Source organism: Parafrankia sp. BMG5.11 (assembly GCF_004337455.1).
In genome coordinates this window covers 12,172-36,902 of record NZ_SJXI01000019.1, presented here as the reverse complement: position 1 = coordinate 36,902, position 24,731 = coordinate 12,172, and the positions used below count along the sequence as shown (strand labels likewise).

The 24,731-nt window shown below is 66.1% G+C and carries 19 protein-coding genes and 2 pseudogenes; 15 read left to right on the top strand and 6 right to left on the bottom strand.

Features of this window, described 5'->3' with window-relative positions; all coding sequences use genetic code 11:
- A partial coding sequence (locus E0504_RS15880) for an FAD-dependent oxidoreductase (RefSeq protein ID WP_165938529.1) occupies positions 1-475 on the bottom strand: 475 nt, incomplete at its 3' end.
- Between the two features lie 301 nt (positions 476-776).
- Here E0504_RS15880 and E0504_RS15875 point away from each other — a divergent pair.
- The 5 genes from E0504_RS15875 (at position 777) to E0504_RS15855 (ending at position 6,196) form a co-directional block, all read left to right on the top strand.
- The gene (locus tag E0504_RS15875; protein WP_131625048.1) at positions 777-1,631 is read left to right on the top strand and encodes an ABC transporter ATP-binding protein; all 855 of its coding nucleotides are present in this window, start codon (positions 777-779) and stop codon (positions 1,629-1,631) included.
- The gene (locus tag E0504_RS15870) at positions 1,603-2,658 is read left to right on the top strand and encodes an ABC transporter permease (RefSeq protein WP_243657522.1); all 1,056 of its coding nucleotides are present in this window, start codon (positions 1,603-1,605) and stop codon (positions 2,656-2,658) included. Before E0504_RS15875 ends, E0504_RS15870 begins: the two co-directional genes overlap by 29 nt.
- Positions 2,659-2,695: 37 nt before the next feature.
- Complete coding sequence (locus E0504_RS15865; protein WP_131625047.1) at positions 2,696-3,727, top strand: ABC transporter substrate-binding protein; 1,032 nt, start codon at positions 2,696-2,698, stop codon at positions 3,725-3,727.
- A gap of 157 nt (positions 3,728-3,884) precedes the next feature.
- Positions 3,885-5,507 carry a sensor histidine kinase gene (locus E0504_RS15860; protein ID WP_131625046.1) on the top strand — a complete coding sequence of 541 codons (1,623 nt, stop codon included), beginning with the start codon at positions 3,885-3,887 and terminating at the stop codon, positions 5,505-5,507.
- A complete protein-coding gene (locus tag E0504_RS15855; RefSeq protein ID WP_131625045.1) occupies positions 5,504-6,196 on the top strand; it encodes a response regulator in 693 nt (230 codons plus the stop codon). The genes E0504_RS15860 and E0504_RS15855 overlap by 4 nt, the downstream gene beginning before the upstream one ends.
- A gap of 98 nt (positions 6,197-6,294) precedes the next feature.
- Here the strand turns inward: E0504_RS15855 and E0504_RS15850 are convergent.
- Positions 6,295-6,474: pseudogene (locus E0504_RS15850) on the bottom strand (ISL3 family transposase); the annotation flags it as partial.
- A 460-nt stretch (positions 6,475-6,934) separates the two neighbouring features.
- Between E0504_RS15850 and E0504_RS15840 the strand changes: the two are divergent.
- Complete coding sequence (locus E0504_RS15840) at positions 6,935-11,845, top strand: diguanylate cyclase domain-containing protein (protein WP_131625044.1); 4,911 nt, start codon at positions 6,935-6,937, stop codon at positions 11,843-11,845.
- Between the two features lie 154 nt (positions 11,846-11,999).
- On the opposite strand, the pseudogene E0504_RS15835 reads toward E0504_RS15840, so the two are convergent.
- From E0504_RS15835 to E0504_RS15820, 4 genes and pseudogenes are all read right to left on the bottom strand, one after another.
- Positions 12,000-12,431, bottom strand: a pseudogene (locus E0504_RS15835) (reverse transcriptase domain-containing protein); the annotation flags it as partial.
- A 100-nt stretch (positions 12,432-12,531) separates the two neighbouring features.
- Positions 12,532-13,491, bottom strand: coding sequence for an SMP-30/gluconolactonase/LRE family protein (locus E0504_RS15830; protein ID WP_131625043.1), 960 nt, complete (start codon positions 13,489-13,491; stop codon positions 12,532-12,534).
- The gene (locus E0504_RS15825; protein WP_131625042.1) at positions 13,469-14,962 is read right to left on the bottom strand and encodes a CoA-acylating methylmalonate-semialdehyde dehydrogenase; all 1,494 of its coding nucleotides are present in this window, start codon (positions 14,960-14,962) and stop codon (positions 13,469-13,471) included. The genes E0504_RS15830 and E0504_RS15825 overlap by 23 nt, the downstream gene beginning before the upstream one ends.
- 57 nt (positions 14,963-15,019) lie before the next feature.
- Positions 15,020-15,985 carry a dihydrodipicolinate synthase family protein gene (locus E0504_RS15820; RefSeq protein WP_165938528.1) on the bottom strand — a complete coding sequence of 322 codons (966 nt, stop codon included), beginning with the start codon at positions 15,983-15,985 and terminating at the stop codon, positions 15,020-15,022.
- 350 nt (positions 15,986-16,335) lie between these two features.
- Here E0504_RS15820 and E0504_RS15815 point away from each other — a divergent pair, with 350 nt between their 5' ends.
- The 9 genes from E0504_RS15815 (at position 16,336) to E0504_RS15780 (ending at position 24,622) form a co-directional block, all read left to right on the top strand.
- Positions 16,336-17,199 (top strand): enoyl-CoA hydratase/isomerase family protein, encoded by an 864-nt coding sequence (locus E0504_RS15815; protein ID WP_131625040.1) that lies wholly within the window; start codon positions 16,336-16,338, stop codon positions 17,197-17,199.
- A gap of 111 nt (positions 17,200-17,310) precedes the next feature.
- Positions 17,311-17,538: a tautomerase family protein gene (locus tag E0504_RS15810; protein ID WP_131625052.1), complete on the top strand. Its 228-nt coding sequence runs from the start codon at positions 17,311-17,313 to the stop codon at positions 17,536-17,538.
- A gap of 73 nt (positions 17,539-17,611) precedes the next feature.
- Complete coding sequence (locus tag E0504_RS15805) at positions 17,612-18,523, top strand: NAD(P)-dependent oxidoreductase (RefSeq protein ID WP_306769244.1); 912 nt, start codon at positions 17,612-17,614, stop codon at positions 18,521-18,523.
- A 301-nt stretch (positions 18,524-18,824) separates the two neighbouring features.
- Positions 18,825-18,959, top strand: a complete 135-nt coding sequence (locus E0504_RS53465) for a hypothetical protein (RefSeq protein WP_306769243.1) — start codon at positions 18,825-18,827, stop codon at positions 18,957-18,959.
- Between the two features lie 450 nt (positions 18,960-19,409).
- A complete protein-coding gene (locus tag E0504_RS15800) occupies positions 19,410-19,772 on the top strand; it encodes a transposase (protein WP_243657520.1) in 363 nt (120 codons plus the stop codon).
- A gap of 88 nt (positions 19,773-19,860) precedes the next feature.
- The gene (locus tag E0504_RS15795; RefSeq protein WP_131625037.1) at positions 19,861-20,670 is read left to right on the top strand and encodes a 1-deoxy-D-xylulose-5-phosphate synthase N-terminal domain-containing protein; all 810 of its coding nucleotides are present in this window, start codon (positions 19,861-19,863) and stop codon (positions 20,668-20,670) included.
- A complete protein-coding gene (locus E0504_RS15790; RefSeq protein WP_131625036.1) occupies positions 20,663-21,667 on the top strand; it encodes a transketolase family protein in 1,005 nt (334 codons plus the stop codon). Before E0504_RS15795 ends, E0504_RS15790 begins: the two co-directional genes overlap by 8 nt.
- An 82-nt stretch (positions 21,668-21,749) precedes the next feature.
- Positions 21,750-23,189, top strand: coding sequence for an NAD-dependent succinate-semialdehyde dehydrogenase (locus E0504_RS15785; protein WP_207974437.1), 1,440 nt, complete (start codon positions 21,750-21,752; stop codon positions 23,187-23,189).
- Positions 23,190-23,221: 32 nt separating this feature from the next.
- Entirely contained in the window at positions 23,222-24,622 is a 1,401-nt protein-coding gene (locus tag E0504_RS15780) for an amidohydrolase family protein (protein WP_207974436.1), read from the top strand.
- Positions 24,623-24,731 lie beyond the last annotated feature (109 nt).

The window sequence follows — 24,731 nt, the reverse complement described above, 5'->3', positions numbered from 1 at the left end:
CGGTGGCGACCAGGACGATGTCACCGACGAACGTCTCGCCGTCGGACGTCTCGACCGCGTGCGGGCCGACCAGGCGTCCGGTGCCGTGCACCACCTCGACCCGCTCCCGCTCCAGGCGGCGCTCGATGTCGGCGGACTGGGCCTGGGCCAGCGCCCGCACCCGTTCGTTGACCTGCTCGGGGTCGACCGTGACCACGTCCGGTGGCGTGAGGTGGGGCAGGCCGGTCAGCTCCCAGCTGCCGACCTCGGCCGAGGGGTCGCCATGTGGGCGCACCCCCAGGGCCGGCGCCATCGCGAAGTTCGTCATCGTCTCCGATGTCGCGATGAGGGTCTTCGACGGCACGCAGTCGGTCAGGACGCACGCCCCGCCGATGCCGTCTGAGTCGATCACGGTCACGGTCGCGCCGAGGGACGCGGCGACCAGGGCCGCCTCGTAGCCGCCGGGTCCGCCGCCAAGGATGACGATGCGCGTCACGTGGGATCCTCCAGAGCTCGTCGTACTGTCAGTGCCCGAAACCGTCCGTAGGCCACGAGTAGCCTTTCACCTCACTCGCGATTAAACGATGATCAATACGCTTTCCGTCGAAGATGATCGAACACCTGCGCCTCTAATAGTCCAGATGCGCTCTGCCTACGGTCCGTGGATTCCAGCACCTACGCATGGCCCACGTATATGGCTCAGCGAGCAAAACGAGCGAAAAGCGAAATACGAATTCTATCTACATTAGCGATACAAGGGTTCGCTGTGGCTCTGGGGGTTTGTACGGTTCCCAGCCATGCGACCTACATCACATCCATCGGGCCTGGCTCACGGCGCCGAACGACCGCCGGCGATCTCGCTGGAAAGGGCCACCAAGCGGTTCCCGACTCGGGACGGCGGCGCGTACACGGCGATCCGTGACGTCAGCATCACTGTCCCGGCCGGCGAGTTCGTCTCGATAGTAGGACCGACCGGCTGCGGCAAGTCGACGACGCTGTCGCTGGTCTCCGGGTTGGAGCCAGCGTCCGCGGGTGACGTCCGTGTCGAGGGCAAGCCCGTCACCGGTATCCCGCAGGGGCTTGGCTACATGTTCCAGTCGGATGGGGTGCTGCCCTGGCGAACCGTGCTGGACAACGTCGCGGCTGGCCCCCGGTTCCGGGGTACGCCGAAGGCCGACGCGCGCGAGCTGGCGCGGGACTGGGTGACCAAGGTGGGGCTCGGCGGGTTCGAGCGCTACTACCCGCATCAGCTCTCCGGCGGGATGCGCAAGCGTGTGTCCCTCGCCCAGACACTGATTAACACTCCGTCGATCCTGCTGATGGACGAGCCGTTCAGCGCCCTGGACGTGCAGACCCGTGAGTTGATGCAAGACCTGTTGCTCGACCTGTGGGCTGGTAGCGGCGCGGCGGTCGTGTTCGTCACCCACGACCTGACGGAGGCGATCGCGCTCGCCGACACGGTCGTGGTCATGACCGCCGGCCCGGCGACGGTCAAAGACACCGTGAGGGTCGGACTCCCACGCCCGCGCCAGGTCGAAGAGATCCGGCTCGAGACCGCGTTCCTCGACGTCTACCGCCGGGTGTGGGACTCGCTTCGGGAAGAAGTCGAGATCACCCGCGCCCGTGGAGCGCGCCAAACCGTGGCGGCCTGACCCGGTCCCGCAATACGCGCAGTGCCCGTGCAGTAACGGCACCGTGCCCTCCCCCTTTCACAGGAGCCTGCCCATGTCTTATGACCTCAACGCCCCGCCCCCAACCATCGACCGGAAGACTGCCCAGGACGTCGCGGTCCCCGCCGCGACGACCCCGAAGGCGGCGCCACGCCCTCGTAACCCCCTCACCTGGCCGAAGGGCGCTCAATCATGGTTTTTCGGCGCAGGCAGAGGCCAACGTTCCAGAATAACGGTGACGGGCCTGCGGGTGTTGGCCGTTGTCGCGTGGCTCGGCAGCTGGGAGCTGGCCGGTACGCACTGGATCGATCCCTTCTACTACTCCAAGCCGAGCAACATCTGGCAACGGCTGGTCGATTGGTTCACGACGGGGACCGCGTTCGGCTCGATCTGGGAGCAGATCTCGGTGACGTTGCAGGAGGCCGTACTCGGTTTCCTCATTGGTTCGGCTGCCGGGGTCGTCTTCGGCATCTTGCTCGGCCGTGCCCGCCTGCTGGCCGACGTGTGCGCACCGTTCGTCAAGGCCGCGAATGCGATCCCGCGCATCGTGCTCGCCTCGCTGTTCGTCATCTGGTTCGGTCTCGGGTTGTCCTCGAAGGTTGCGACCGCCGTGGTGCTTGTTTTCTTCGCGGTCTTCTTCAATGCCTTCCAGGGAGCCCGCGAGGTCGACCGGACGCTGGTCGACAACGCCCGTATCCTCGGAGCGGGCAAACGACAGATCATGACTTCGATCGTGCTTCCGAGTGCGACGTCGTGGATCACCGCCAGCCTGCACACCGCCTTCGGATTCGCCCTGATCGGGGCGGTGGTCGGCGAGTTCGTGGGAGCGGACAAGGGCCTCGGGCTGCTCATCAACAACGCCCAGGGCACCTTTGATTCGGCCGGGATCTACGCCGGAATGATCGTGATCACCGTGATCGCACTGATCGCCGAATCGCTTATCACCCTGTTAGAAGGACGCCTGCTCGCCTGGCGTCCGCAGTCCCAGTCCAGCGCCACCGGACTCTGACCGTACACCCTATTCATCGAAAAGGAGCCAGCCCGCAATGAAGCGAAGGATCGCAGCGGCCGCCGCATTGGCCCTCCTGGGCGGGACACTTGCCGCGTGCGCGGGGAACGCCGGCGCCGCCGGCGAGACCGAGAAAGTCAAGATCATGATTGGCGGGATAGACAAGATCATCTACTTGCCCGCGAAGCTGACTGAGCAGCTCGGCTTCTTCGCCGACGAAGGCGTCGAGGTCCAGTTATTGACCGAGCCGTCGGGCGCGCAGGCCGAGAACGTGCTCATCTCCGGTGACGTCCAAGGAGTCGTCGGGTTCTACGACCACGCGATCGACCTGCAGACCAAAGGTAAGTGCATCCAGAGCGTCGTGCAGTTCGCCGACGTGCCCGGCGAGGCCGAGGTCGTCGCCACGGACAAGGCCGGCGACATCACCTCGACCGCCGATTTCGCGGGCCGACGGCTCGGTATCACCAGCCCCGGTTCCTCGACCGACTTCCTCACCCGGGCGCTCGCAACCGCAGCCGGTGTGCAACCGTCGGACTACACCACGGTGAAGGCCGGGGCAGGCCAGACGTTCATCGCCGCGATGGAACAAGGCAGCATCGACGCCGGCATGACCACCGACCCGACCATCGCTCGGCTGGTGGCCTCCGGCCAAGGCAAGGTGCTCGTCGACATGCGCACCCAGGAAGGCACCGAGGCTGCCCTGGGCGGCCTGTATCCGGCATCGTCGCTCTATATGGACTGCGACTGGGTGGCGGCCAACAAGCCGACCGTGCAGAAGCTAGCAAACGCGTTCGTCCGTACCCTGGGCTGGATCGACACCCACTCGGCGGCGGACATCGCGGCCGAAATGCCCAAGGAATACGCCGGGGACGACCCCGAGCTGTACCGCAATGCGATTGACGACAGCAAGGGAATGTTCACGGCCGACGGTGTGATGCCGACCGAGGGCGCCGAGAACGTGCTTCGGGTACTTGCCTCGTTCTCGCCGAACGTCCAGGGCAAGGAGGACACCATCGACCTGTCGAGAACCTACACCACGGAGTTCGTGTCGGCGGTTCCCGAAAGTTGACCTTCGGGCCGCTGTCGGTGCGGCGAGCGGGTGAGCGGTGACGGATCGCACCCGCTCGCCTTGCGGCTGCCACCGTGGCCTGCGGCCGCAGACACTGCGTCGTATCGTGCAATTTGTGTGTTTCATTTAATATGGCCAACGTATTATCATCCTCCCCATGCTTCGCCGGCCGCTCCGCTTCGCTACCCGGGCGTTGCTCTTACAGGTCGGGGTCCTCCTGCTGGTCGGGAGCGCCGGGCTCGTCCTGATGGGGTTCCTGCTGCATGACAACCTCACCGACCAGTACGAGCAGCGGGCGCTCGCGATCGCCCGGGCCGTGGCCGCCGACCCGGATGTCGCCCGCGCGGTCACGGTCGGTAAATCAGACGGCGAACTACAGGTGCGTGCCGAGGCCGTCCGCCTCCGCACGGGGGCGTTGTTCGTCGTCATCGCCGACGTACGGGGGATCCGCTACTCCCATCCCAACCCCTCGAACATCGGCAAACCGGTGAGCACCGACCCGTCGGAAGCTCTCGCCGGCCGCGAAATCGTCAGCGTCGAGCGCGGCACGCTGGGGCTGTCCGCGCGAGGGAAGGTCCCGCTGCGCGACGACCGCGGCGGCGTCGTCGGCCAGGTGAGCGTCGGCCTCTCCGCGAACGAGGTAAACGAGCGGCTGTGGGCACTACTGCCCACGGCCGCCGTCCTGCTGGGCCTCGCGCTGCTCGTTGGCGCGGCCGGTGCCGCGCTCCTCGCCCGCCGGTTGCGGCGGCAGACCCTGGGACTCGAGCCGACCGACCTCGCGAACCTGCTCCGCGAGCAGGAGGCGGTCGTACACGGCGTCCAGGATGGCGTGTTGGCCGTCGACCCGGCAGGCAGGATCACGGCCTGCAACGAGACCGCCTGCCAGCTGCTCGGCGTGCCGCTAGCACCGCGGGACTGGATTGGTAACGCCTTGCTGCCAGAACGGTTACGTGACGTCGTCGAAAGCCGCCGCCAGGTTCGCGGCCTGCTAGTCCTAGCCGGGGATCGAGTGCTCGCCGTCACGAGCCATCCGGTGGACCGCGATGGGCGAGATCTCGGCCTGGTGATCACGTTACGTGACCGAACCGACCTCGACGAGCTAGGTCGTGAACTGGACGCGGTGCGGGCACTGTCGGACGCGCTACGGGCACAGAGCCACGAGTACACCAACCGACTCCACACGATCGCCGGCCTGCTGCAGATCGGGCACGCCGACGAGGCATCGAGCTACCTGTGCGAACTCACCACCGATCCACTCGCGACGGAGAACGGAGCCACCGTCCGACTGACCGATCCCTACCTGCGCGGCCTGCTCGCGGCCAAGACCGCGGCGGCGTCCGAGCGCGGCGTCCGGCTCGCCCTAGCCGCTGACGCCGAGTTACACGCCCCGCTCACGGCGCCGCTCGACGTGGTGACGGTGGTCGGCAACCTCGTCGACAACGCGGTGGAGGCCGCGAGGTCCGGGCAGCGCCGCCCCGCCTGGGTGGAGATCTCCGTCGCAGGAGCCGGAGACTCGCTGCACGTCGCGGTCACCGACAGCGGAGACGGCGTTCCTGAGACGGTGCGCGACCGGGTGTTCGACGACGGTTTCACCACATCCGCCGATACCGGGCGGCCGCACGGCATCGGGCTCGCCCTCGCCCGCCAGGTCGCCCGCAGCCACGGGGGCGACATCGAGCTGTTACGAACCGCGGGCACTGACCACGGCGCCGTGTTCGCCTCCCACCTCAACGGCGTCGTCGAGATCTCAGCCCGACCCACCCTGGAGGGCATCCCGTGATCCGTGTCCTGGTCGTCGACGATGACTTCCGCGTCGCTAACCTGCACGCGCACTTCGTCCGCGCCGTTGCGGGCTTCACCGTCATCGCGGTGGCCCACACCGCCGCGACCGCCGTCGAACAGGCCAGGAAACACCGCCCCGACATCGCCTTACTCGACCTGTACCTTCCCGACGGGCGGGGCACCGACCTCATCGGCGAACTGGAATGCGACGTCGTCATGCTCACGGCGGCGGCGGACGCGGCGTCCGTCCGCGAGGCATTCGGCCGCGGTGTGGCCAACTACCTCGTCAAGCCGTTCTCAGCGGCCGACCTCGCCGACCGGCTTCAGGCGTACGCCCGGTACCGCGGCCACCTCAACGGCAACCGCGCACTCGGCCAGACAGACATCGACCTGGCCGCTCGCCTGCTCCGGGCCGGCGACCAGGTGCAGGCGAGCGTGCGTAAGGGCCGCTCCGCACACACGGCGAATCTCGTCATCGAGGCGCTGCGAGGTGCGGCGGAAGCCGTCTCGGCTGCCGAGGTGGCTGCGTTGCTCGGGCTCTCCCGACCCACAGCGCAGCGTTACCTGGCGGACCTCGCTCAGGACGGTCGTGCCTCGGTCAGCTTGCGATACGGGTCCACCGGCCGTCCGGAACACCGCTACCAATGGCGGACGAAAACCACGGCACCCAGTCCGGACCGTTCGTGACCGCACCTGACGTGAGCTTGCGGGCTGAGCGGCCTCCCCGCACCGCCTACATATCGGTCGCCTTGGAATGGCTAGTTCCGCTCGCTCGGCGTCAACACCTGTTCGCGTCGCTGGCGCAGGTGGTCGCGGTAGGGGTCGACGAGAGTGGGGCGGTATTGCGGTGCCCGGACGAGACGTTTGGGTTCGGGAATGCGGGCGTAGCGTTTGACGGTGTTGAGGGCGAGGTTGAGACGGCGGGCGCACTCGAGCAGTCCGATGCCGGCGTCGAGCAGGTCGTGCGTGCAGGTGCCACGACCCGCGCGACCGGGCGACGATCCGCTCGGCGAGCGGGGCGAGCAGGTCGCTGACCTGGGCGCACGCCCCGGTCAGCGTCGCCGCCGAGATGTCCGCGCCGTGCCGGGCCAGGCTGGTGACCAGCGAGTTCTGGGACCGGCCCGCGACATAGCGCTCGACAAGCAGTGATGGCTGTGCGTATCGGTGGTGGCGCGCTGCCCGTCGCTGTGGGCAGCGCGCCACGCCCGGCCGCTGGCCGTCCGCGGGGACATGCCTGGGTGGGCCAGCCTTGTAGATCAATAACTCGCGGGTTTGCGCCGTGCCGCCGGTCGTCGCGGTACGGCGGGCCTCAGGGCCGGTCGGTAGCCAGGAGCAGTTCTGCCTGAGCGGAGCAGTGGTTGGCGTGGCGGCGATCGGGGATGGACGCGACATTGGCTGACTGTGGCTCGGTAAGGGGGTTGGTGGATGGGGACCCAGCGCAGGGCACCTGGCCGGGATCCGCCGGCGATCGTGTGTACAGAGCTGCTTCACGAGACGGAACGGACCCGGGTCACTCGGCTGGTGTTCCCGACTGGGGCTGTCATCCGGAAGGAGCCGCTGGGGAGCGACGCGCGGGGACGGTTGCGTCATGAGGTCGAGATCCTCAACCTGCTGTCCGGTGTCGAGGGGGTCGTGCAGCTGGCGGACGGAGCGCCGCCGTCCCCGGGGTCGATCCTGCTGGCCGATGTCGGCGGTGTGGCGCTGGCCACGCGAGCGACTCCGCTGGATCCCTGCGAACTGGTCGAGCTGGCCGGATCTCTCGCGCGCGCCGTGGCCGGCCTGCACCGGCGAGGGGTGGTGCATCGGGACATCAACCCGGCGAACATCGTGGTAAGTGGGGACCGGAAGGCGCCGTTTCTGATCGATTTCCTGCTGGCGACCACGTTCACGGCGGTCCAGCCGGGGTTTGTCCATCACAACGAGGTTGTCGGGACGCTGCCGTACCTGGCGCCGGAGCAGACCGGGCGGACGGGTCGCTCGGTCGACCAGCGGACGGACCTGTACGGGCTCGGGGCGACGCTGTACGAGCTGGCGACGGGCGCGCCACCGTTCGGTGCCGGCGACCCGCTGCGGATGCTGCATGACCATCTCGCGCGGGTGCCGGTACCGCCGTCCGAGGTGAACCCCGCGGTGCCGGAAGCCCTGTCGGCGATCATCATGCATCTGCTCGAGAAGGAGCCGGACGATCGCTACCAGAGCGCCGAGGGCCTGGTACATGATCTCACCCTGGTAAGCCGTGGCGCCGCGACGGTGCGTCCCGGCGAGCAGGATTTTCCGACGCGGCCGCTGACGCTGTCCCGACTGTCCGGGCGTGACCAGGAGATCGGCGAGCTGGGGGCGGCGTTCGTCGAGGCGGTGGAGGGCCGGTGCACGGGGATCGTCGTCAGCGGTGCGCCGGGGGTGGGCAAGACGTCGCTGGTCAATGAGCTGCGGCCGATCGTGGCTGGTCGCGATGGCTGGTTCGTGGCGGGCAAGTTCGACCAGTACCGCCGTTACCAGGAGTATGACGGCGTCCGCCAGGCGTTTCGGGCGCTGGGACGGCTGCTGCTTGCAGAGCCGGAGGACGACCTGGCCGAGGTCCGGGACCGGATGCTGAAAGCGTTGGCCCCCCACGCCGGCCTGACCGCCGCCGTCGTGCCCGAGCTGGGAGCGCTGCTGAGGGTCCCCCCGGAGCCAGGCGATCCGATGACCGCGCAGGCACGCGCCCAGCGCGACGCGGTCGAGATACTGCGTGCCGTGGCATCCCGGAAACGTCCGGTGGTGTTCTTTGTCGACGACCTGCAGTGGGCTGGGCGGATGCCGCTGGGCTTCGTCGACCGGATCCTCAGTGGTGAGGAGCCGGTCGAGGGGCTGCTGCTGGTCGGCGCCTACCGGGAGAGCGACGTGGACGTCACCCACCCGCTCACGCCGATGCTCGCCCGCTGGCGATCCCAGCCGACCGGGTCACGCCACGTCCGGTTGGGCAACCTGACACCGGAAGGCCAGGCGACCATGGTCGCCGACCTGCTGCACCTGGCGCCGACGCCCGCCGCGGAGCTGGCGAGGCTGATCGCCCCGTCGACCGGGGGTAACCCGTACGACACGGTCGAGCTGCTGGGCACGCTGCGTCACGACGGGGTCCTGGTAGCCGGCGACGGCGGGTGGCGATGGGACCGGGCGACCCTGCGCCGCCGGCTGGACCGTGTGGACATGGCCGAGCTGCTGACAACCCACCTGGCCACGCTGCCACCTGCCACCCAGGAGGTCCTGGCGGTGATGGCGTGCCTGGCCGGCCAGGTGGAGCTCGGCCTGCTGGCGACGGCGACCAGCCTGCCGGCGGACGAGCTCGAGCGGCGACTCGCCCCCGCGTGCGCTGACGGGTTTCTGGTGCTCGAAGCCGCCGAGAGGCCGAGTGTGCGGTTTCACCATGACCGGGCGCGGGAGTCCGTGCTTGGCGCCCTCAGCCCGCGGGAGCGGCACGCCATGCGGCTACGCCTGGCGAGGCGTCTCGCCAGCCGGCCTGAGTTCTTCGCTGCCGCGGCGGAGCAGTACCTGCCCGTGGCCGACGCAGTAGGCGCCGCCGGGGAGCGGCGGCTGATGGCCGGACTGTTCCGACGTGCCGCCGACGAAGCGAGACTGCTGAGCAACTACCCGCTCACCGAGCGGTTCCTGACCGCGACGCTGCCGCTCCTCGACCCGACCGACGTCGACCAGCTGATCACAGTCCACACCGACCGGCACACCACGCTGTACCTCCTCGGCCGGCTAGAGGAAGCCGACGAGGAATACCAGACCATCGACCGGCTTCGCGCCGACCCGGCGCAGGGCACGGCCGCCGACTCGGTGCAGGTCATGAGCCTCACCAACCGCAACCGTCCCGGCGAGGCGATCCGGCTCGGTGTCGACCATCTTCGGAAACTCGGCATCGCCGTTCCGGACCGGGAAGACCTCGACGCGGACACCGACCGCAGACTCGACGAGCTCTATCGGTGGATCGACCAGACCAGCGAATCCGATGACCTGCGACGACCGGCCTTGTACGACCGCACGCAGCTCGACACTATCGGGTTCATCTACCGGCTCATGACCCCGGCGTTCTTCTGTGACCACGTGTTGCTGGACTGGCTGAGCGTGGCGACGCTGGAGATGTGGGCACGGTCCGGCCCCGCGCCCGACATGCTCGGCCCAGCCAGCCATATCGCCATGGTGACCATCATCCGTAGGCAGGACTACCGCACCGCGTACCGCATCATCCGGCGCATCCTCGCGGTCGCTCAGAAGCGCGACTACGAGCCCCATATCGGGTACGCACAGTTCGTCTATGTCGTCAGTACCGGCCACTGGTTCGATACCCTTGAGGACACCATGGCCCTTGCGCGTCGCGCGATGGAAAAGATGATCCGGGCCGGTGACATGCATCATGCATGCTGGCTCCATTACCCGCTGCTGTACGACCTGCTGGACTGCGCACCATCGCTCGACGTCCTGGTCGCCGAGGTCGACGAAGCGCTGAAGATCGCCGCCCGCACCGGCAACACCCACGCCGCGGAGACGTTCCGGATGTACCACGAGCTGACGCGAGTGCTGCGAGGCGAGGCCGTCGAGACGGCGGCCGACGAGGCCGCCCAGGTAAGCATGCTGGCCGACAACCCCCACGCCGCCGCCATCCTGCACGTCACCCGGGCGATCACCGCAGCCATCCTCGACCGTTGGGACGACCTGGCCCGGCACGCGGCAGCTGCGATTCCGTTTGCGCCGATCATCGGGGCGGCCTATCCGATGGCCGTGGCGCGGGTGCTGCTCGCCCTGGCCGTGGCCGCCAAGGCCCGCCGTACGGCGGACACGGATCAGCGCACCGCCCTCCTGGCTGAGCTGGATGAGCTGGTCGCGTGGCTGTCAGCGCGGGCGGCCGACGCGCCGGTCAACTTCGGTCACCTGCTGCGGCTGGTGGAGGCCGAACGGGCATGGGCCGCCGGCGACTTCCGCCAGGCGGCATATGCCTTCGACGTGGCGCAGCGCGAGTCCTCCACACGGACCCGTCCATGGCACCAGGCACTGATCCTCGAACGCGCCGCACGGTTCCACCAGGCCCACGGCATGGAGGTCACCGGCCGCCGAGCCCTCGCCGCCGCGCGCCGCCAGTACCTCGACTGGGGCGCGACCGCGAAGGTCAACCAGCTCGACTGGGCCCACCCGACACTGCGCGACGAGCCCGCCGGCGCCGCGCCCGCCGCCCGACCACCGGCCGCGCCCACCGCGCCCCCCACCATCGCGACCGGCACCATCGACCTGCTCGGCATCGTCGCCGCCTCCCAGGCCCTCAGCTCCGAAACCACCATCGACGGGCTGCGCGCCCGGGTCGTGGGAATCCTCTCCGAAATGACCGGCGCCACCGCCGTGCATCTCCTGCTCCGCAGTCAGGAGGAACACGGCTCGCATATATCCACCGGCACCGATGAAACCGCCGGCCGCGAGGATGCCGACCACCGGCGCCCGCTGCCCTCCTCGGTCATTCGCTACGCCGAACGCACCCGCGAACCCATCGCCATCGCCGACGCCACCCACGACGACCGATTCCGCCGCGATCCCTACTTCACCGACCTCGCCCGCTGCTCGCTCCTGGCAATGCCCATCATCATCCGCGGCGAACCACGGGCGATGCTGCTCCTGGAGAACCGGATGATGCGCGGCGCGTTCTCCACCGGACACCTCGACGGCATCAGGATCATTGCCGGGCAGCTCGCCGTCTCACTCGACAACGCACAGCTCTACACCTCGCTCGAAAACAAGGTCACCGAGCGGACCCAGCAGCTCGCCGCCGCCAACCAACAGCTGGAACAGCTCTCGATCACCGACCCCCTGACCGGGCTGGCCAACCGACGACGCCTCAACGAGACCCTCGACGCGGAATGGCACACAGCCCGGCACCGCCACGTCCCCGTCGCATTAGCGATGATCGACATTGACCACTTCAAGCGGTACAACGACCACTTCGGACACACCGCCGGCGACCGCTGCCTCCACCAGGTCGCCGCATGCCTACGCGAGAACGTCGGCGCCACCCACCTGGCCGCCCGCTACGGCGGCGAGGAGTTCGCCGTCGTCATGCCCGACACCGACACCGACACCGCCCGCCGGCAAGCCCGACACCTCTGCACCGCCGTCGCGGAGCTGGCCGAACCACACCCGACGGTCAGAGAAAACATCGTCACCGTCAGCATCGGCGTCGCGGCGGTCACACCCACCGCCGACGACCCCCCAGACAGGCTCGTAGAGCTCGCCGACGCAGCGCTATACCGAGCAAAGCGCCATGGACGCAATCGGGTGGAAACGGCACATCCACGCCCTACGTCGTGAGCAGTGAGCCTTTTCCGTGTGCCCAGCAGCCAGCCTGCTACCGGGCCTCCTGGCAGCTACCCGGACCGGACTCTCACCGGCAAGCAACGACGAGCACGACCTTCAGCTACGGCCAACTACACCGTGTTACCACCTCCGGTCTTCAGGACACACACCCCAGAAAGTCGAACGTCTCCGGCTTGCCCAGACCCCGACGCTTCCGATCCCGGGCAGCGTACCGCCCGAACTCGATCAGCCGCGTCTTGTCCGGATGCAATTCCAACCCGAACCTCGCGAACCGTTCGCGCAGCTCGTCCAGGAACCGCCGCGCATCCTCCTCGTATTCGAACCCGACGATGAAGCCGTCGGCCCAGCGCACGACAATGACATCTCCGCGCGCGTGGCGACGCCGCCACCAGCCGACCCACAGATCGAGGACATAGTGCAAGTAGACGTTCGCCAGCAGCGGGGACACTGACGCCCCTTGTGGCGAACCTTCCTCACACGCTGTCCACTCCCCACCCTCGACGACCCCCGCGGCCAACCACTTGTCGATCAGCCGCAGGACCCGCTTGTCCGCGATCCGGTGCTCCAGAAACCTCCGCAGCCCACCGAATGTGAAACAGAGCCGTTGATCGGACACTCACCACTTTCGTGTTCAAGCACGCCATGGACCCCATTCCGGACGGTGCATCCAAGCTTAGATATCAGCGCTGGATCGAGATGATCCGGAAATCCGCTGTTTCGGCGTTCGGCGTCGTGAACCGAGCGTTCGAGAGGTAGAATCGGTCACCGAAGCGGGCCATGGCCGTCGGCGTGTCGAAGTTCGGGTCTGTCCACCGATCGATGACCTTGCCGGACGTGCCGGCCGCGTCGAGTTCGATGACTGACACGGAGTTGGCCATATTCTGCACCACGTAGAGGGTGCGATTCTCGAGTACTAGCCCGTCGCCCCACATCACGTCCTCGCCACCGAGGTCAACGAGTGTGGCGTGGCCGGTCGTCGGGTTGATGCGGAAGATCTTGCCGGTGTTCGTCTGAACGACGAGGATGGCCGTCTGGTCCGGGGTGGGGGCGATGCCGTTAGAGTTGAAGCACTCCGCGAACGTCTCGCCCTGCTGGTAGACGAGATCCCCGCTGAGTGGGATCCGCAGGACGTCGTCGTCTAAGGGAAGCTCGCCCCACTCGCCGAACGGAAGCTTGTAGAGGACCGGGGTGAAGGAGTCGGTGACCCAGACTGCGTCGGGAGTGACGATGAGCTCATTGGTGAACGACTGCTCACCGCCGAGTTGGTAGCGCCTGAGCACGGACCGGCTCGAAGTGTCGATCACTGACAGAGAGCCGTCGATACCGCCGCAGACGAACAACCGTCGATGTGCGTCCAGCCCCATGCCTACCGCCGTCGGCGCGACCGGCGGGACGAAGATCTCGTGAGTGCCGTGCTCGAGATCGACGAGGAAGACGGCGCCGGTCTTCAGCGAGGACACGTAAGCCAGCGGTCCTTCACCGATCACGATGTACTCGGGGCCGGATCCGTCCGGCATTGGGATCTCTCGTGGATATCGGACAGAAGCCGTGACAGTTGAGCTGTCTGACATCGCCGTCGACCTTTCGATGAGGCGCGAATGGGAGTTGTCCTGAGCGTTAGGCGTTCCGGGGAAACACAAGGTCGATGCCGCTATGGCCCTGGTCGGGCCACCGGCTGGTCACGACTTTGGCGCGAGTGAAGAAGTGCAGCCCGTCGGTGCCGTGTGCGTGGGTATCGCCGAACAGCGAGTTCTTCCATCCGCCGAACGAGTAGTAGGCCATGGGCACGGGCACGGGGATGTTGATGCCGACCATCCCCACCTGAACCTGGCTCTCGAAGCGTCGTGCCTCGCGTCCGTCGTTGGTGAAGATTGCCGTGCCGTTGCCGTAAGGGCTGTTGTTGACCAGAGCCAGCGCTTCGTCGTGCGTCGAGACTCTGACGACACACAGGACCGGCCCGAAGATCTCGTCCCGGTAGATGCTCATGTCCGCAGTGACGTGATCGAACAACGTCGGCCCGACGAAGAACCCCTCGCCGTCCGCGTCGGGTGTCACGTTGCGGCCGTCGACGACGAGCGTGGCGCCTTCGGTGACGCCGGCGTCGATGTAGGAACGGACCCGGTCACGCGATGCGGCCGTGACGAGTGGTCCCATGTCGCAGCCGCGACGGCCATTACCGGTGCGCAGGGTCAGCGTCCGCTCCCGGATCTTGTCGACCAGTGTGTCGGCGCAGTCACCGACGGCCACGCATACGGAGATGGCCATGCATCGTTGGCCGGCGGAGCCGTAGCCGGCGTTGACCGCCTGGTCTGCCGCAAGGTCGAGGTCGGCGTCGGGCAGCACGACCATGTGGTTCTTGGCGCCGCCGAGGGCTTGGACCCGCTTTCCCGATGCCGTTGCCGTCGTATAGACGTGCTTAGCTACGGGAGTCGATCCGACGAACGAAACCGCTTGCACGTCGGGGTGCGTCAGCAGCGCGTCGACAGTCTCCTTACCACCGTGCACCACGTTGAAAACGCCGTCCGGAAGGCCGGCCTCCTGCCACAGCTCGGCAAGCCACATAGCCGCCGACGGCACCTTCTCACTTTGTTTGAGGATTACCGTATTCCCGGTGGCGATCGCGATCGGGAAGAACCACATCGGAACCATGGCCGGGAAGTTGAAAGGGCCGATGACGGCGACCGGGCCAAGGGGCTCGCGAATCGAGTGCACATCGACCTGGGTGGAAGCGGACGAGGTGTAGGCGCCCTTGATCAGATGCGGCACGCCGCAGGCGAACTCGACAACTTCCTGTCCGCGCGCCACCTCTCCTGCCGCGTCGCTCAGCACCTTGCCGTGCTCCGCGGTGATGATGGACGCCAACTCGTCGGACCGTGCGTTCAACAGCTCGCGGAACCTGAACATGATGTTGCTGCGTCTAGCCAGGGACGTCGCTGCCCAGGATGGAAATGCGGCGGCCGCTGCCGCGACGGCGACGTCCACGTCGTCCGCGGAGGCGAAGTTGGCGCGCGCGATCACTAGCCCGGTTGCGGGGTCGGTTACGACACCCGCCTCGCTGCCGGCTCCCTGATACAGCTTGCCGTTGATCCAGTGCTCGATGATCCGTGTCATACTTGGAGATTCCTCAGTTCAATGGCTCGGCGCCTGGTGCGCAGTCGGCAGTTCGCGCTATGACAGGAGGGCCACGGCCGTCAGGTCGGCGGTGAGTTCAGAGAGTTGTTCGTCGCTGAGCCCGACGAGCGGGACGCGAGGCTGGCCGCCTGACATGCCGAGCAGGCCGGCCCAGGCCTTGATGAACGGGATGGGCATGATGTGGTCACGGAGCCACTGGCCGTGCAGCCACTTCGAGCTGAGAGCCCGCAGGGGATCGAGCGTCGCCGCTACTTCGGCTGCCTTCTCGTACTCGCCACTGAGCGCTAGCTCCGTGTACTCGCGCATCGGCTGCCACGATGTAGTTTGGAAGAGGAACGGAATCGACGACGACATGTAAACGGTCTGACCATGGTCGCGCATGTTTTCCAACCACATCGCCTCGTTGGCCTCGCAGACGAGGATGCGGTCACCCACGCGTGACAGGGTCTCGAGGTAGCGCTCGTGATCGTGCCCCACCTTGATGCCGCAGACATTTTCGATGTCGGCAAGCTCGTCGATGAGCTCCATTGGCAGCTTGGTTCCCGAAAAGTTCGTGTCGAAGAGCCATACTCCGATGTCTACCGAGGACAGGACCTGGTGGAACCAAGCCCTCAGGCCGTCCACCGAGCTTGGCGGGTAGTAGGGGTTGATGACGACCGCGAAGTCCGCGCCGGCTTGTTCGGCGTGCCTTGTCAACTCGATGGTGTCCAGCGCTGAATGGTGTCCCGTGTGGGCGAGCACTGGGCAGTTGCCGGTCGCTGCCTCGACCACCGTCTCGACGGCCTGCTTGCGCTCGTCGTTCGTCAAGGCCCAGAACTCGCCCATCACGCCGGTGCAGAACACGCCCCCGACATGGAGATCCACGGTGAGGTGCTCCATGTCGGCCGCGATGGCTTCCCTGTCGAGGCGGCCGTCCGGGGTGAACGGTGTAGTCATCGCGGCCCAGAGGCCGGTGAACTGACGGCGGGCGGCATCCTTGGCCTCGCTACGCGCGTAGTGCACGGCTACGTCCCTCCGGAAAGAAGTGGCCATTTGGCCATGCCAGTTGGGTCACCTGAGTGTGGTCGCCGGATCCCGGCATGTCAACAACGGGACGCGAAGTCGCTGGTGTCCTACCAAGACGGGATGGGCCTGGAGTCCTGCTGCTGCTCGCTACGGGGCCAGCAGTCCACGATCGAGGGCCAGGAGCTGGGGATGCCCCCTCTCGCGCACCAGACATCTCCGGGACTTGACACCGTTCGGATCCGTCGCGATGCTGGCATGGCCAATTGTCCACTTGTGCGGCTGGGGGCGGGTGGGAACGGCCCGTCAGCCGTCCACGTGCACGTCGATACGCGGAGTTGAGGGCACCCATGTCTTTGCAGGAGTTCATCCCGACACCGAAGTTCGAGGACTACCGCAAGGCGTTCGAGGACTTCTTCCACCTTGAGCGTGACGGCGGTGTCATCGTCGCTCAGGCGCACACGCTCGGTGGCCCCATCCAATTGAGCGTGCAGAACCATCGCGCGCTCGGGCAGATGCTGAAGACCATCGGTTCCGACCCGGAGAACGAGATCCTCATCCTGACCGGCTCGGGTGAGGAATTCATGATGGAGTCGGATCCGACCGGCTTCGAACTCGAAGACGCCGATATGCCGTACTGGGCCTACGAATACGCCTACAAGGACGGCCGCATCAACGTCAGTTCCCTTGTGAACGACCTGGAGATCCCGACGATCGGCATCCTGAACGGCCCCGGGTTCCACACCGAGATCGTACTCATGTGCGACATCACGCTATGCGCCGACAACGCGACGATCTTCGATCTCCACTACGACATCGGATCCGTGCCGGCGGATGGCATCCACACCTGCTTCCAGGAGCTGCTCGGCGTGAAGAAGGCAGCGTACGCATTGTTGACCGGCCAGGCCATCACGGCTCGGCAGGCCCTCGAATGGGGCATGGTCAACGAAGTACTGCCCAGAAAGGAGCTTCTGGAGCGCGCGCGGGTCATCGCCGATCACATCATGAGCCAGCCCCGGATCACGCGCCGACTCACCACGCAGATCGTTCGTCGTCCGTGGAAGAAGCGCATTGTCGATGATCTCGACGGCGGCTTCGGAATCCAGATGTTCGGACATGTGTCCAAGCAGAAGTCGATCCACGGCCAGGAAGCCATCTCCTCGACCATCAGTTACGTGCGCGAGGGCAGGCGCAATAACTTCGACAAGGATTGAGCGCGCGCCGCCCGCGCCAGGCCGACGGTTGTTCACGTTTCTTTTGTCGGTCGTTGCCCTGTGGTGTTGTGAGTATCGAGAACGATGAGCTACGACGATGGGATTACGAGCATGCCGGAAGTCCACGTCTTTATGGCCGAGGGCCGGACCGACGAGCAGAAGAAGAAGGCGATGGCAGATATCACGCAGGCACTAGTGACGAACTTTGGCTGTCCGTCCGACGTCGTCACGGTGCAGATCATCGAGTCCAAGTGGACCGAGAAGATGAAGGGCGGCAAGACGTTCGAGGAGCGCTACGCCGAGGAGACGCCCCCTGGCTACAAGGCTCGTCTCTCGTGACCCGACGCCGCTGGCAGCCGACGACCGCCCGTCGGTGCCTCGCCATGACCGCGCCAGAAGTCCACTCTCGTATATGAGGCTTGCAAGGGAGCCACTTGACATGAAAAAACTCGGTTGGCTGGGCACTGGACGGATGGGTGCGGCGATGGTGACGCGCCTGATCGACGCCGGCAATGACGTTCTCGTGTGGAACCGGACACTCGCGAAGACCGCCCCGCTCGTGGAGAAAGGCGCGAGAGCGGTCGAGACGATCGCCGATCTCGCCGCCGCGGACATTGTCTTCGTCATGGTGTCGACACCACGCGACCTCGAGGAGGTCATTGCGGGGCCGCGTGGGCTGCTGGACGCGGAACAAACGCCCCGCATCATCGTCGACTGCTCGACCGTGTCCGTCGAAGCATCGGCGAAGGTGCGTAGCCTGGCTTCCAAGGCGGGAGTCGGCTTCCTGGCGGCTCCAGTTAGCGGTAACCCCCATGTCATTGCGGAGGGCGGGGGCTGCATCGTCGCTTCAGGGCCGGCTGACGTCTACGCGACCACCGAACCGTACCTGTCGCAGATGGCCAAGGTTGCCGTCTATGCCGGGGACGAAGAGCAAAGCCGGCTGGTGAAACTGTGTCACAACCTGTACCTCGGGATGATGGTTCAGGCCTTGGTCGAGGTGACGAGCCTCGCTGAGAAGGGTGGCACCGATCGAGCCGCCTTCCTGGACTTCCTCAATGGCACGGTTCTCGGATCCGACTGGGTGCGCAAGCGGACCAAGGACCTCGTAGCACTGGACTGGACCCCGACCTTCACGACGGAACTTCTTCGGAAAGACTTCGACCTCGGGTTGGCGGCGGCTCGCTCGCTCGAGGTGCCGATGCCGATCGGCGCTTCGGTCCATCAGCTGATCCAGTCGGCCATCGGCATTGGGCTCCGGGACAAGGACTTTCTATCCCTCTTTGTCCAGCAAGCGCACAACGCCGGACTTCCCTCTAGCGACTGACTCGTCGATCCCGACTGCTCGCGCATGCATCGCCGGCTATTCGTGAACGGAGTCATCATGAAGACTCGCGTCGACCGGATTACCGTCGATTCGACGTGCGAGGCGCTCTGGTCGATGATCACGGCGGCGGCGACGCTGCGCGAGTTCAGTTTCGGATTGACTCTTCGTGGCGCGAGGGTAGCGCGTCGCGGGTTCGCTGGGGCATCCGTGTGGTCGCGGATGGCGCTGTTGTCATGGCCGGTGCGCCACGGTTGCTGGTCTACCGACTGGACGAGTCCGAGACCAGAGAGTGGATTCCTGGGTGACCTGGAAGCTCGATCCACATGGACGCAGGACCAGGGTGTCCTTCGCCGTGGACTCGCTCACCGGAGCCGCGCCCGATTATGGCGCGCAACTGCTGCTCAGCCTCCGGGAGCTCGTGTCCGGGCGCCGCTAGGTGGATTCTCGCGGATCTTGGTGGTTTGATAATGTGCACGGCCCGTGGTCGGTCGAGGTGAGGTCACGGATAGTGCGTGGGCACGGATAGAGCCACTGTTGCCCAAGCACGGCATGGGGGGATGCCGTGGGCGGAGCAGTGGGAACGGATCCTGACCGAGGTCGCCGTCAAGAACGACGCCGTCGCGCACACTGACTGGACCGTTTCGGGTCGACTCGACGATCGTGCGGGCGCATCAGCATTCCGAGGGTGCCCCGCATTGGATTCTGAAGGATCACAAGGGGATGGTCCGATCAATGCATGCCTGCCGGATCACCGACCGGCAGCCGAAGCGCTTGGCCGGTCCCGCGGCGGACTGGCCAGCAAGATCCACCTGGAGTGTGATGGGAGGGGCTGTCGATCGTCCTGACCGCCGGGCAGGTCAACGACTCCACCCAGTTCGACCAGGTCATGGCCGGGATCCGGGTCCCCAGGCAAGGACCCGGCCGGCCACGGACCCGCCTTCACTATGTGCTGGCAGACAAGGCCTACAGCGCCAGGGCCTGCGCCGCCGGGGGATCGCCCACACCATCCCCGAGAAGGAAGACCAGAAAGCCAACCGGCAACGCTGCGGCCGCGCGGGTGGGGCGACCGCCCGGCTTCGATGCCGAACGGTACAAGGCCCGCAACGTTGTCGAGCGCTGCTTCAACCGGCTCAAGCAGTGGCGAGCGCTCGCGGCCCGCTACACCAAACGCGGCCACTACTGCCGCAACGAGGTCGTCATCGTCTCGATCAGGATGTGGCTCGCCGAAGATCGACGACCTGCCGCCTAGCCGGCGTTCGAGTCGAAGGCCTGATTGACATCGGTCACAACTGTTCTAGTCTGAAGTGGCATGGCCACATAGCCAAAGGGGGAACGAGATGTTCGCATCGACGGCGAGTGACTACAAGCTGCGCCGCTTCGCAGACGGAGTGCGACTCAGAGCCGTACGCATGGTGGCACCCCATGGTTTCGGATATCTGGGGCAAGTGCTGTCTTCGGCGGAGTTGCTCGCGACGCTGTACGGGAACGCTTATCGCCCCGAGCGGGACCAGCTCGTTTGTTCTCCCGGCCACTACATCATCGGCGTCTTTGCCGCTGCCGCGGAGGCAGGGCTCCTCGAGGAGGAGGCGCTCTCCAGCTACGGGTTCGACGACTCCCCGCTCGAAGCCATAGGTACGGAGCGGTCACCCGCGGTCGACCTCACCTGTGGATCGCTCGGGGTCGGGCTCTCAGGCGGCGCGGGCTTCGCGCTGTCGAACCGGCTCAAGGGCGACGACGATGCTCGCGTCTTCGTGATCGCCAGCGATGGCGAGATGGAAGAGGGCCAGACATGGGAGGCCGCTCTGTTCGCCGCCCACCACCGTTTGGGTCGGCTGATCGTGCTGCTGGATGCCAACGACTCGCAGGTAGACGGGCCCGTCAGCTCCATCACCACGCTGGAACCGATAGCAGCGAAATGGGAAGCGTTCGGCTGGGACGCCTACGACGTCGACGGCCATGACGTAGACGCGCTCAGCCTCGCACTCGATGCGGCCGTTGCCAGCAGCCGGCCGAGTGTGATCATCGCCCGGACCTCCACCCGACAAGGTCTGGAAGCTCTGCCGTTGAATGCGGACGGTCACTTCATCAAGCTCCCGCCGATGCTCGCGCGGGACGCGATCGCCGAACTGGAGGCCCGCCTTGCATAAGCCGCCGTATCCCACGGTCCTCAAGCCCTACGGCACCGCGCTCGTCGACGTCGCGCTGGAGCGGGAGGAGATCGTGTGCCTGTCCGGTGACCTCACCCGGCAGTGCGAGATTGACCTGTTTCAGGAGAAGATCCCGGAGCGATTCATCCACGGCGGGATGGCCGAGGCGAACATGATGAGCCTGGCCGGCGCCCTGGCTCGCAAGGGCCACGTTCCGTTCGTGCACACCTTCGGCGTGTTCGCCACGCGTCGTCCGCTCGACCAGATCGTCAACTCGATCGCCTATCCCAAGCTGCCGGTGCGCATCGTCGGATTCATGCCGGGAGTGTCGAGCCCCGGTGGTCCGAGTCATCAGGCTATCGAGGACATGGCGATCATGCGCGCGATCCCCGGCATGACGGTCATCGATGTGGCAGATGCCGTGGAAACTCGGAACGTCGTCCCGCAAATCGTCGATGTTCCCGGTCCGGTCTACCTGCGGCTCAAGCGGGGGGAGATTCCGGTCATCTTCGACGGCTCCCACCAATTCTCGCTTGAGAAGGCACAGATCCTTGCTGACGGTGACACGATCGCCTTGATCGCCTGCGGAATGATGATCCCGGCGGCGCTCGCCGCCGCCGAGACTCTCGAAGCGGCCGGCGTTTCGGTGGCAGTCGTGAACACGCCGGTCATCAAACCGTTCGACTCCCGTTCCGTTCTCGAGGTCGCGCGAAAGGTTCGCGCAGTGATTACCGCGGAGAACCACTCGATCATTGGCGGCCTGGGCTCGGCAGTGGCGGAGACCTTGGCCGACGCGGGCCTCGGTCGTCCGCTTCACCGAGTCGGGCTCCAGGACACGTTCGCCGAGGGGTCGAAGACCGCGCCGCATCTATTCCGGAAATATGGCCTTTCGACCCACGATGTGGTGGCTGCGGCGTGGTCGGCGCTGGGTCGCGAAGATCCGCTGCCCGCCGTCCCTGAAGTACCGGTCGCGACGGGCGAGTACGCACCGGTCTGACCCCAAAGCACGCTGGTTCAGCGCAGTGGCCCTGTTACCTTCTTAGAAAGCGAAGCGCACCGTGCCGTACGAAGTAGAGTCCGTGATCGCCGAGGTGCCGACGCAGCTTTTCATCGGTGGCAAGTGGCGCGGCGCCGACGATGAGGCGACGATCGAAGTCATCGACCCGTCCACCGCCAAGCCCTTGACTTCCGTCTCCTCCGCCTCACCTGAGGACGGAACTGCTGCGGTGCATGCGGCCCAAGAGGCCCTTCGCGCGTGGCGGCGGACCGCTCCTCGCGTACGCGCGAACCTGCTTCGGGCAGCGTTCGAGCTGATGATGGAGCGCCAGGAATGGTTCGCACTGTTGATCAGTGCGGAGAACGGGAAGGCTCTTCCCGATGCGCGCGCTGAGGTGGCGTATGCGGCGGAGTTCTTCCGTTGGTACTCCGAAGAAGCGGTCCGGCTCGATGGGTCCCTCCATGTCGCGCCGACCGGCGACTACCGGATCATCGTCCAACGCGAGCCCATCGGGGTGGCGGTCCTCGTCACCCCGTGGAATTACCCGGCTGCTATGGCGACGCGCAAGATCGGCCCTGCGCTCGCGGCCGGATGCACCGTCATTCTGAAGCCCGCCAGTGACACACCGCTGACCGCGCTCGCGCTCGCGGCCCTGCTTGCAGAAATCGGTATCCCGGCTGGAGTCGTCAATGTGCTCCCGTCACACCGGTCGGGAGCGGTCGTCGGGACGCTGCTGTCGAATCCGGCTGTGCGAAAAGTGTCCTTCACCGGATCTACGGAGGTCGGGGTCAAGCTTCTGCACTTGGCAGCAGATCGCGTCCTCAGCTCTTCGATGGAGCTGGGTGGGAACGCTCCGTTCATCGTCCTGGCGGACGCTGACATCCAGAGCGCGGTCGCCGGCGCCATGGTAGCAAAGATGCGTAACGGGGGCGAGGCGTGCACCGCGGCCAACCGCTTCTACGTGCACGACGCCGTCGCAGACGAATTCTCGCAGACATTCGCGTCGGCCATGAACTCGTTGCGGGTCGGCCCAGGGTACGAAGAAGGTGTCGCCGTAGGTCCGTTGGTCAACGAGGCGGCACGGAAAAAGGTACACGCACTCGTTGACGATGCCGTTCGCCGCGGAGCCGACGTCCTGGTCGGAGGCGACATCCCTCACCGGGAGGGCTACTACTACCCTCCGACGGTCCTTGATCACGTCTCCCCCGAAGCCGAGCTGATGCACGACGAGATCTTCGGACCCGTTGCCCCCATCGTGCGGTTCACCGACGTTGAGGAAGCAACGGCGGCAGCCAACCGCACCGACTACGGGCTTGTCTCCTACGTCTATACGGCCGACCTCGCCGCCGGAATGCGGGTGGCCGAGGCGCTGGAAAGCGGCATGGTCGGCCTCAACCGCGGCGTGGTCTCCGACCCCAGCGCACCGTTCGGCGGAGTCAAGCTCAGCGGCCTAGGTCGGGAAGGCGGCCACGAAGGCATGCTGGAGTACACCGAAGCCAAGTACATCGCAACGTCCTGGTGATCGTCACCCGCACCCTGCATAGGAGCTGACTGATGAACGCACCTGCCCCGCCAGGGGGCGCCGCCCACAGCCAAGGAACCATGGCGGGCTCCGAGAGCGGAAGCACTCAGCTGATATTACGCAACGGCCTGGTGATCTCGATGGACTCCGAAATCGGGGACTTCACCGCCGCAGACGTATTGATAGAGGGGACCAAGATCCAGGCAGTCGGGCCCCGGCTCGTCAGCGACGCACCGTCCATCGATTGCACAGGGCGGATCGTCATGCCCGGATTCGTCAACTCGCACCACCACATGTTCCAAACGGCCCTGCGCGGCTACTGGAGTGATGCGCTCTCGGCGGACTATTTCACTCAGTCGCGGCAGGGAGAGAAGGCGGCCTTTCACGTCTACACGCCTGAGGATGTTTACTGGGGCCAATATGCCGGCGCGCTTGAACAGATAAATGCCGGTACCACTACCGTCGTGGATACCTCTCAGTGCACCGAGACACCTGAGCACACCGATGCGGCCGTCAAGGGCCTGATCTCATCGGGTGTCCGGTCCGTCTACGCGTTCTCTCCCAAGGCCCACGGAAGCACGCCTCATCCTTCGTACGCTCACCCGGCTGATATCACTCGTCTGCGCGAGACGTATTTTCCGTCCGACGAGCAACTCGTGACGCTCGCCATGGGTTCTCCAGTGAACGAGGCGAACTGGCGACTCGCTCGCGACCTCGACCTGCCGATCTACTCCCACGTCAACGACGAGGCTGCCGGCCTGCACGTCGAGAAGCTCAGCCAACTCGGGCTTGCTGGACCCTGGAACACGTACATCCACTGCACCGGGCTCGCCGCGAGCACATGGCGGGTGATCGCCAACACCGGCGGAAAGGTCAGTCTCTCCAACATGGTCGAACAGACGCTGTGCACCGGCATGCCGGGTATGCAGCCAGCGCTCGATCACGGAATCCAGCCAAGCTTCAGCACCGATGCCGTCAGCCTGGGGCCGACCGACTTCTTCTCGCAGATGCGCGCCGCCTATGCGCTCCAACGCAGCCGGATCCAGGAACGGGCAATCCGTGAGGAAGTCATCGAAACCGACATGGTCAGTACCCGAGATATCCTCAGAATGGCCACTATCGAGGGTGCCAGAGCCGTCCACCTCGAAGACAAGGTGGGATCCCTCACCCCAGGCAAGGAAGCCGACGTTGTTGTCCTCAACCCTCAGTTGTTGAACGCTGCGCCGCTCAACCACGTCGTCGGCGCCATTGTGATGCTGATGGACACGAGCAACGTAGAGTCTGTAATCGTCCGCGGACGAGTCATGAAGCACGCCGGGCGTCTACTCGGCGTCGATGTGGCGTCCGTTGTTGCTGAGCTGCAGCACTCGGCCGAAGGCATAATTTCGCGCTCCGATTCTCCCCGGGTGCTCTTGACGTCCTGCCGCTCATGAACCCTGTGGCCCAGCCGGCGTAGCGGTAAGTCGGCGTCATGGCGCGACGGCGCTGTGCACCACGGCGCCCAGTCCTTGCGACGGGCGCGGTGGTTGCCATGCTCGGCGT

Coding starts and splice junctions, on each gene's coding strand:
- E0504_RS15865 (WP_131625047.1), top strand. CDS start 2,696: ATGAAGCGAAGGATCGCAGCGGCCGCCGCATTGGCCCTCCTGGGCGGG.
- E0504_RS15800 (WP_243657520.1), top strand. CDS start 19,410: ATGGCCGGGATCCGGGTCCCCAGGCAAGGACCCGGCCGGCCACGGACC.
- E0504_RS15815 (WP_131625040.1), top strand. CDS start 16,336: ATGTCTTTGCAGGAGTTCATCCCGACACCGAAGTTCGAGGACTACCGC.
- E0504_RS15810 (WP_131625052.1), top strand. CDS start 17,311: ATGCCGGAAGTCCACGTCTTTATGGCCGAGGGCCGGACCGACGAGCAG.
- E0504_RS15860 (WP_131625046.1), top strand. CDS start 3,885: ATGCTTCGCCGGCCGCTCCGCTTCGCTACCCGGGCGTTGCTCTTACAG.
- E0504_RS15825 (WP_131625042.1), bottom strand. CDS start 14,962: ATGACACGGATCATCGAGCACTGGATCAACGGCAAGCTGTATCAGGGA.
- E0504_RS15795 (WP_131625037.1), top strand. CDS start 19,861: ATGTTCGCATCGACGGCGAGTGACTACAAGCTGCGCCGCTTCGCAGAC.
- E0504_RS15780 (WP_207974436.1), top strand. CDS start 23,222: ATGAACGCACCTGCCCCGCCAGGGGGCGCCGCCCACAGCCAAGGAACC.
- E0504_RS15840 (WP_131625044.1), top strand. CDS start 6,935: ATGGGGACCCAGCGCAGGGCACCTGGCCGGGATCCGCCGGCGATCGTG.
- E0504_RS15875 (WP_131625048.1), top strand. CDS start 777: ATGCGACCTACATCACATCCATCGGGCCTGGCTCACGGCGCCGAACGA.
- E0504_RS15805 (WP_306769244.1), top strand. CDS start 17,612: ATGAGGCTTGCAAGGGAGCCACTTGACATGAAAAAACTCGGTTGGCTG.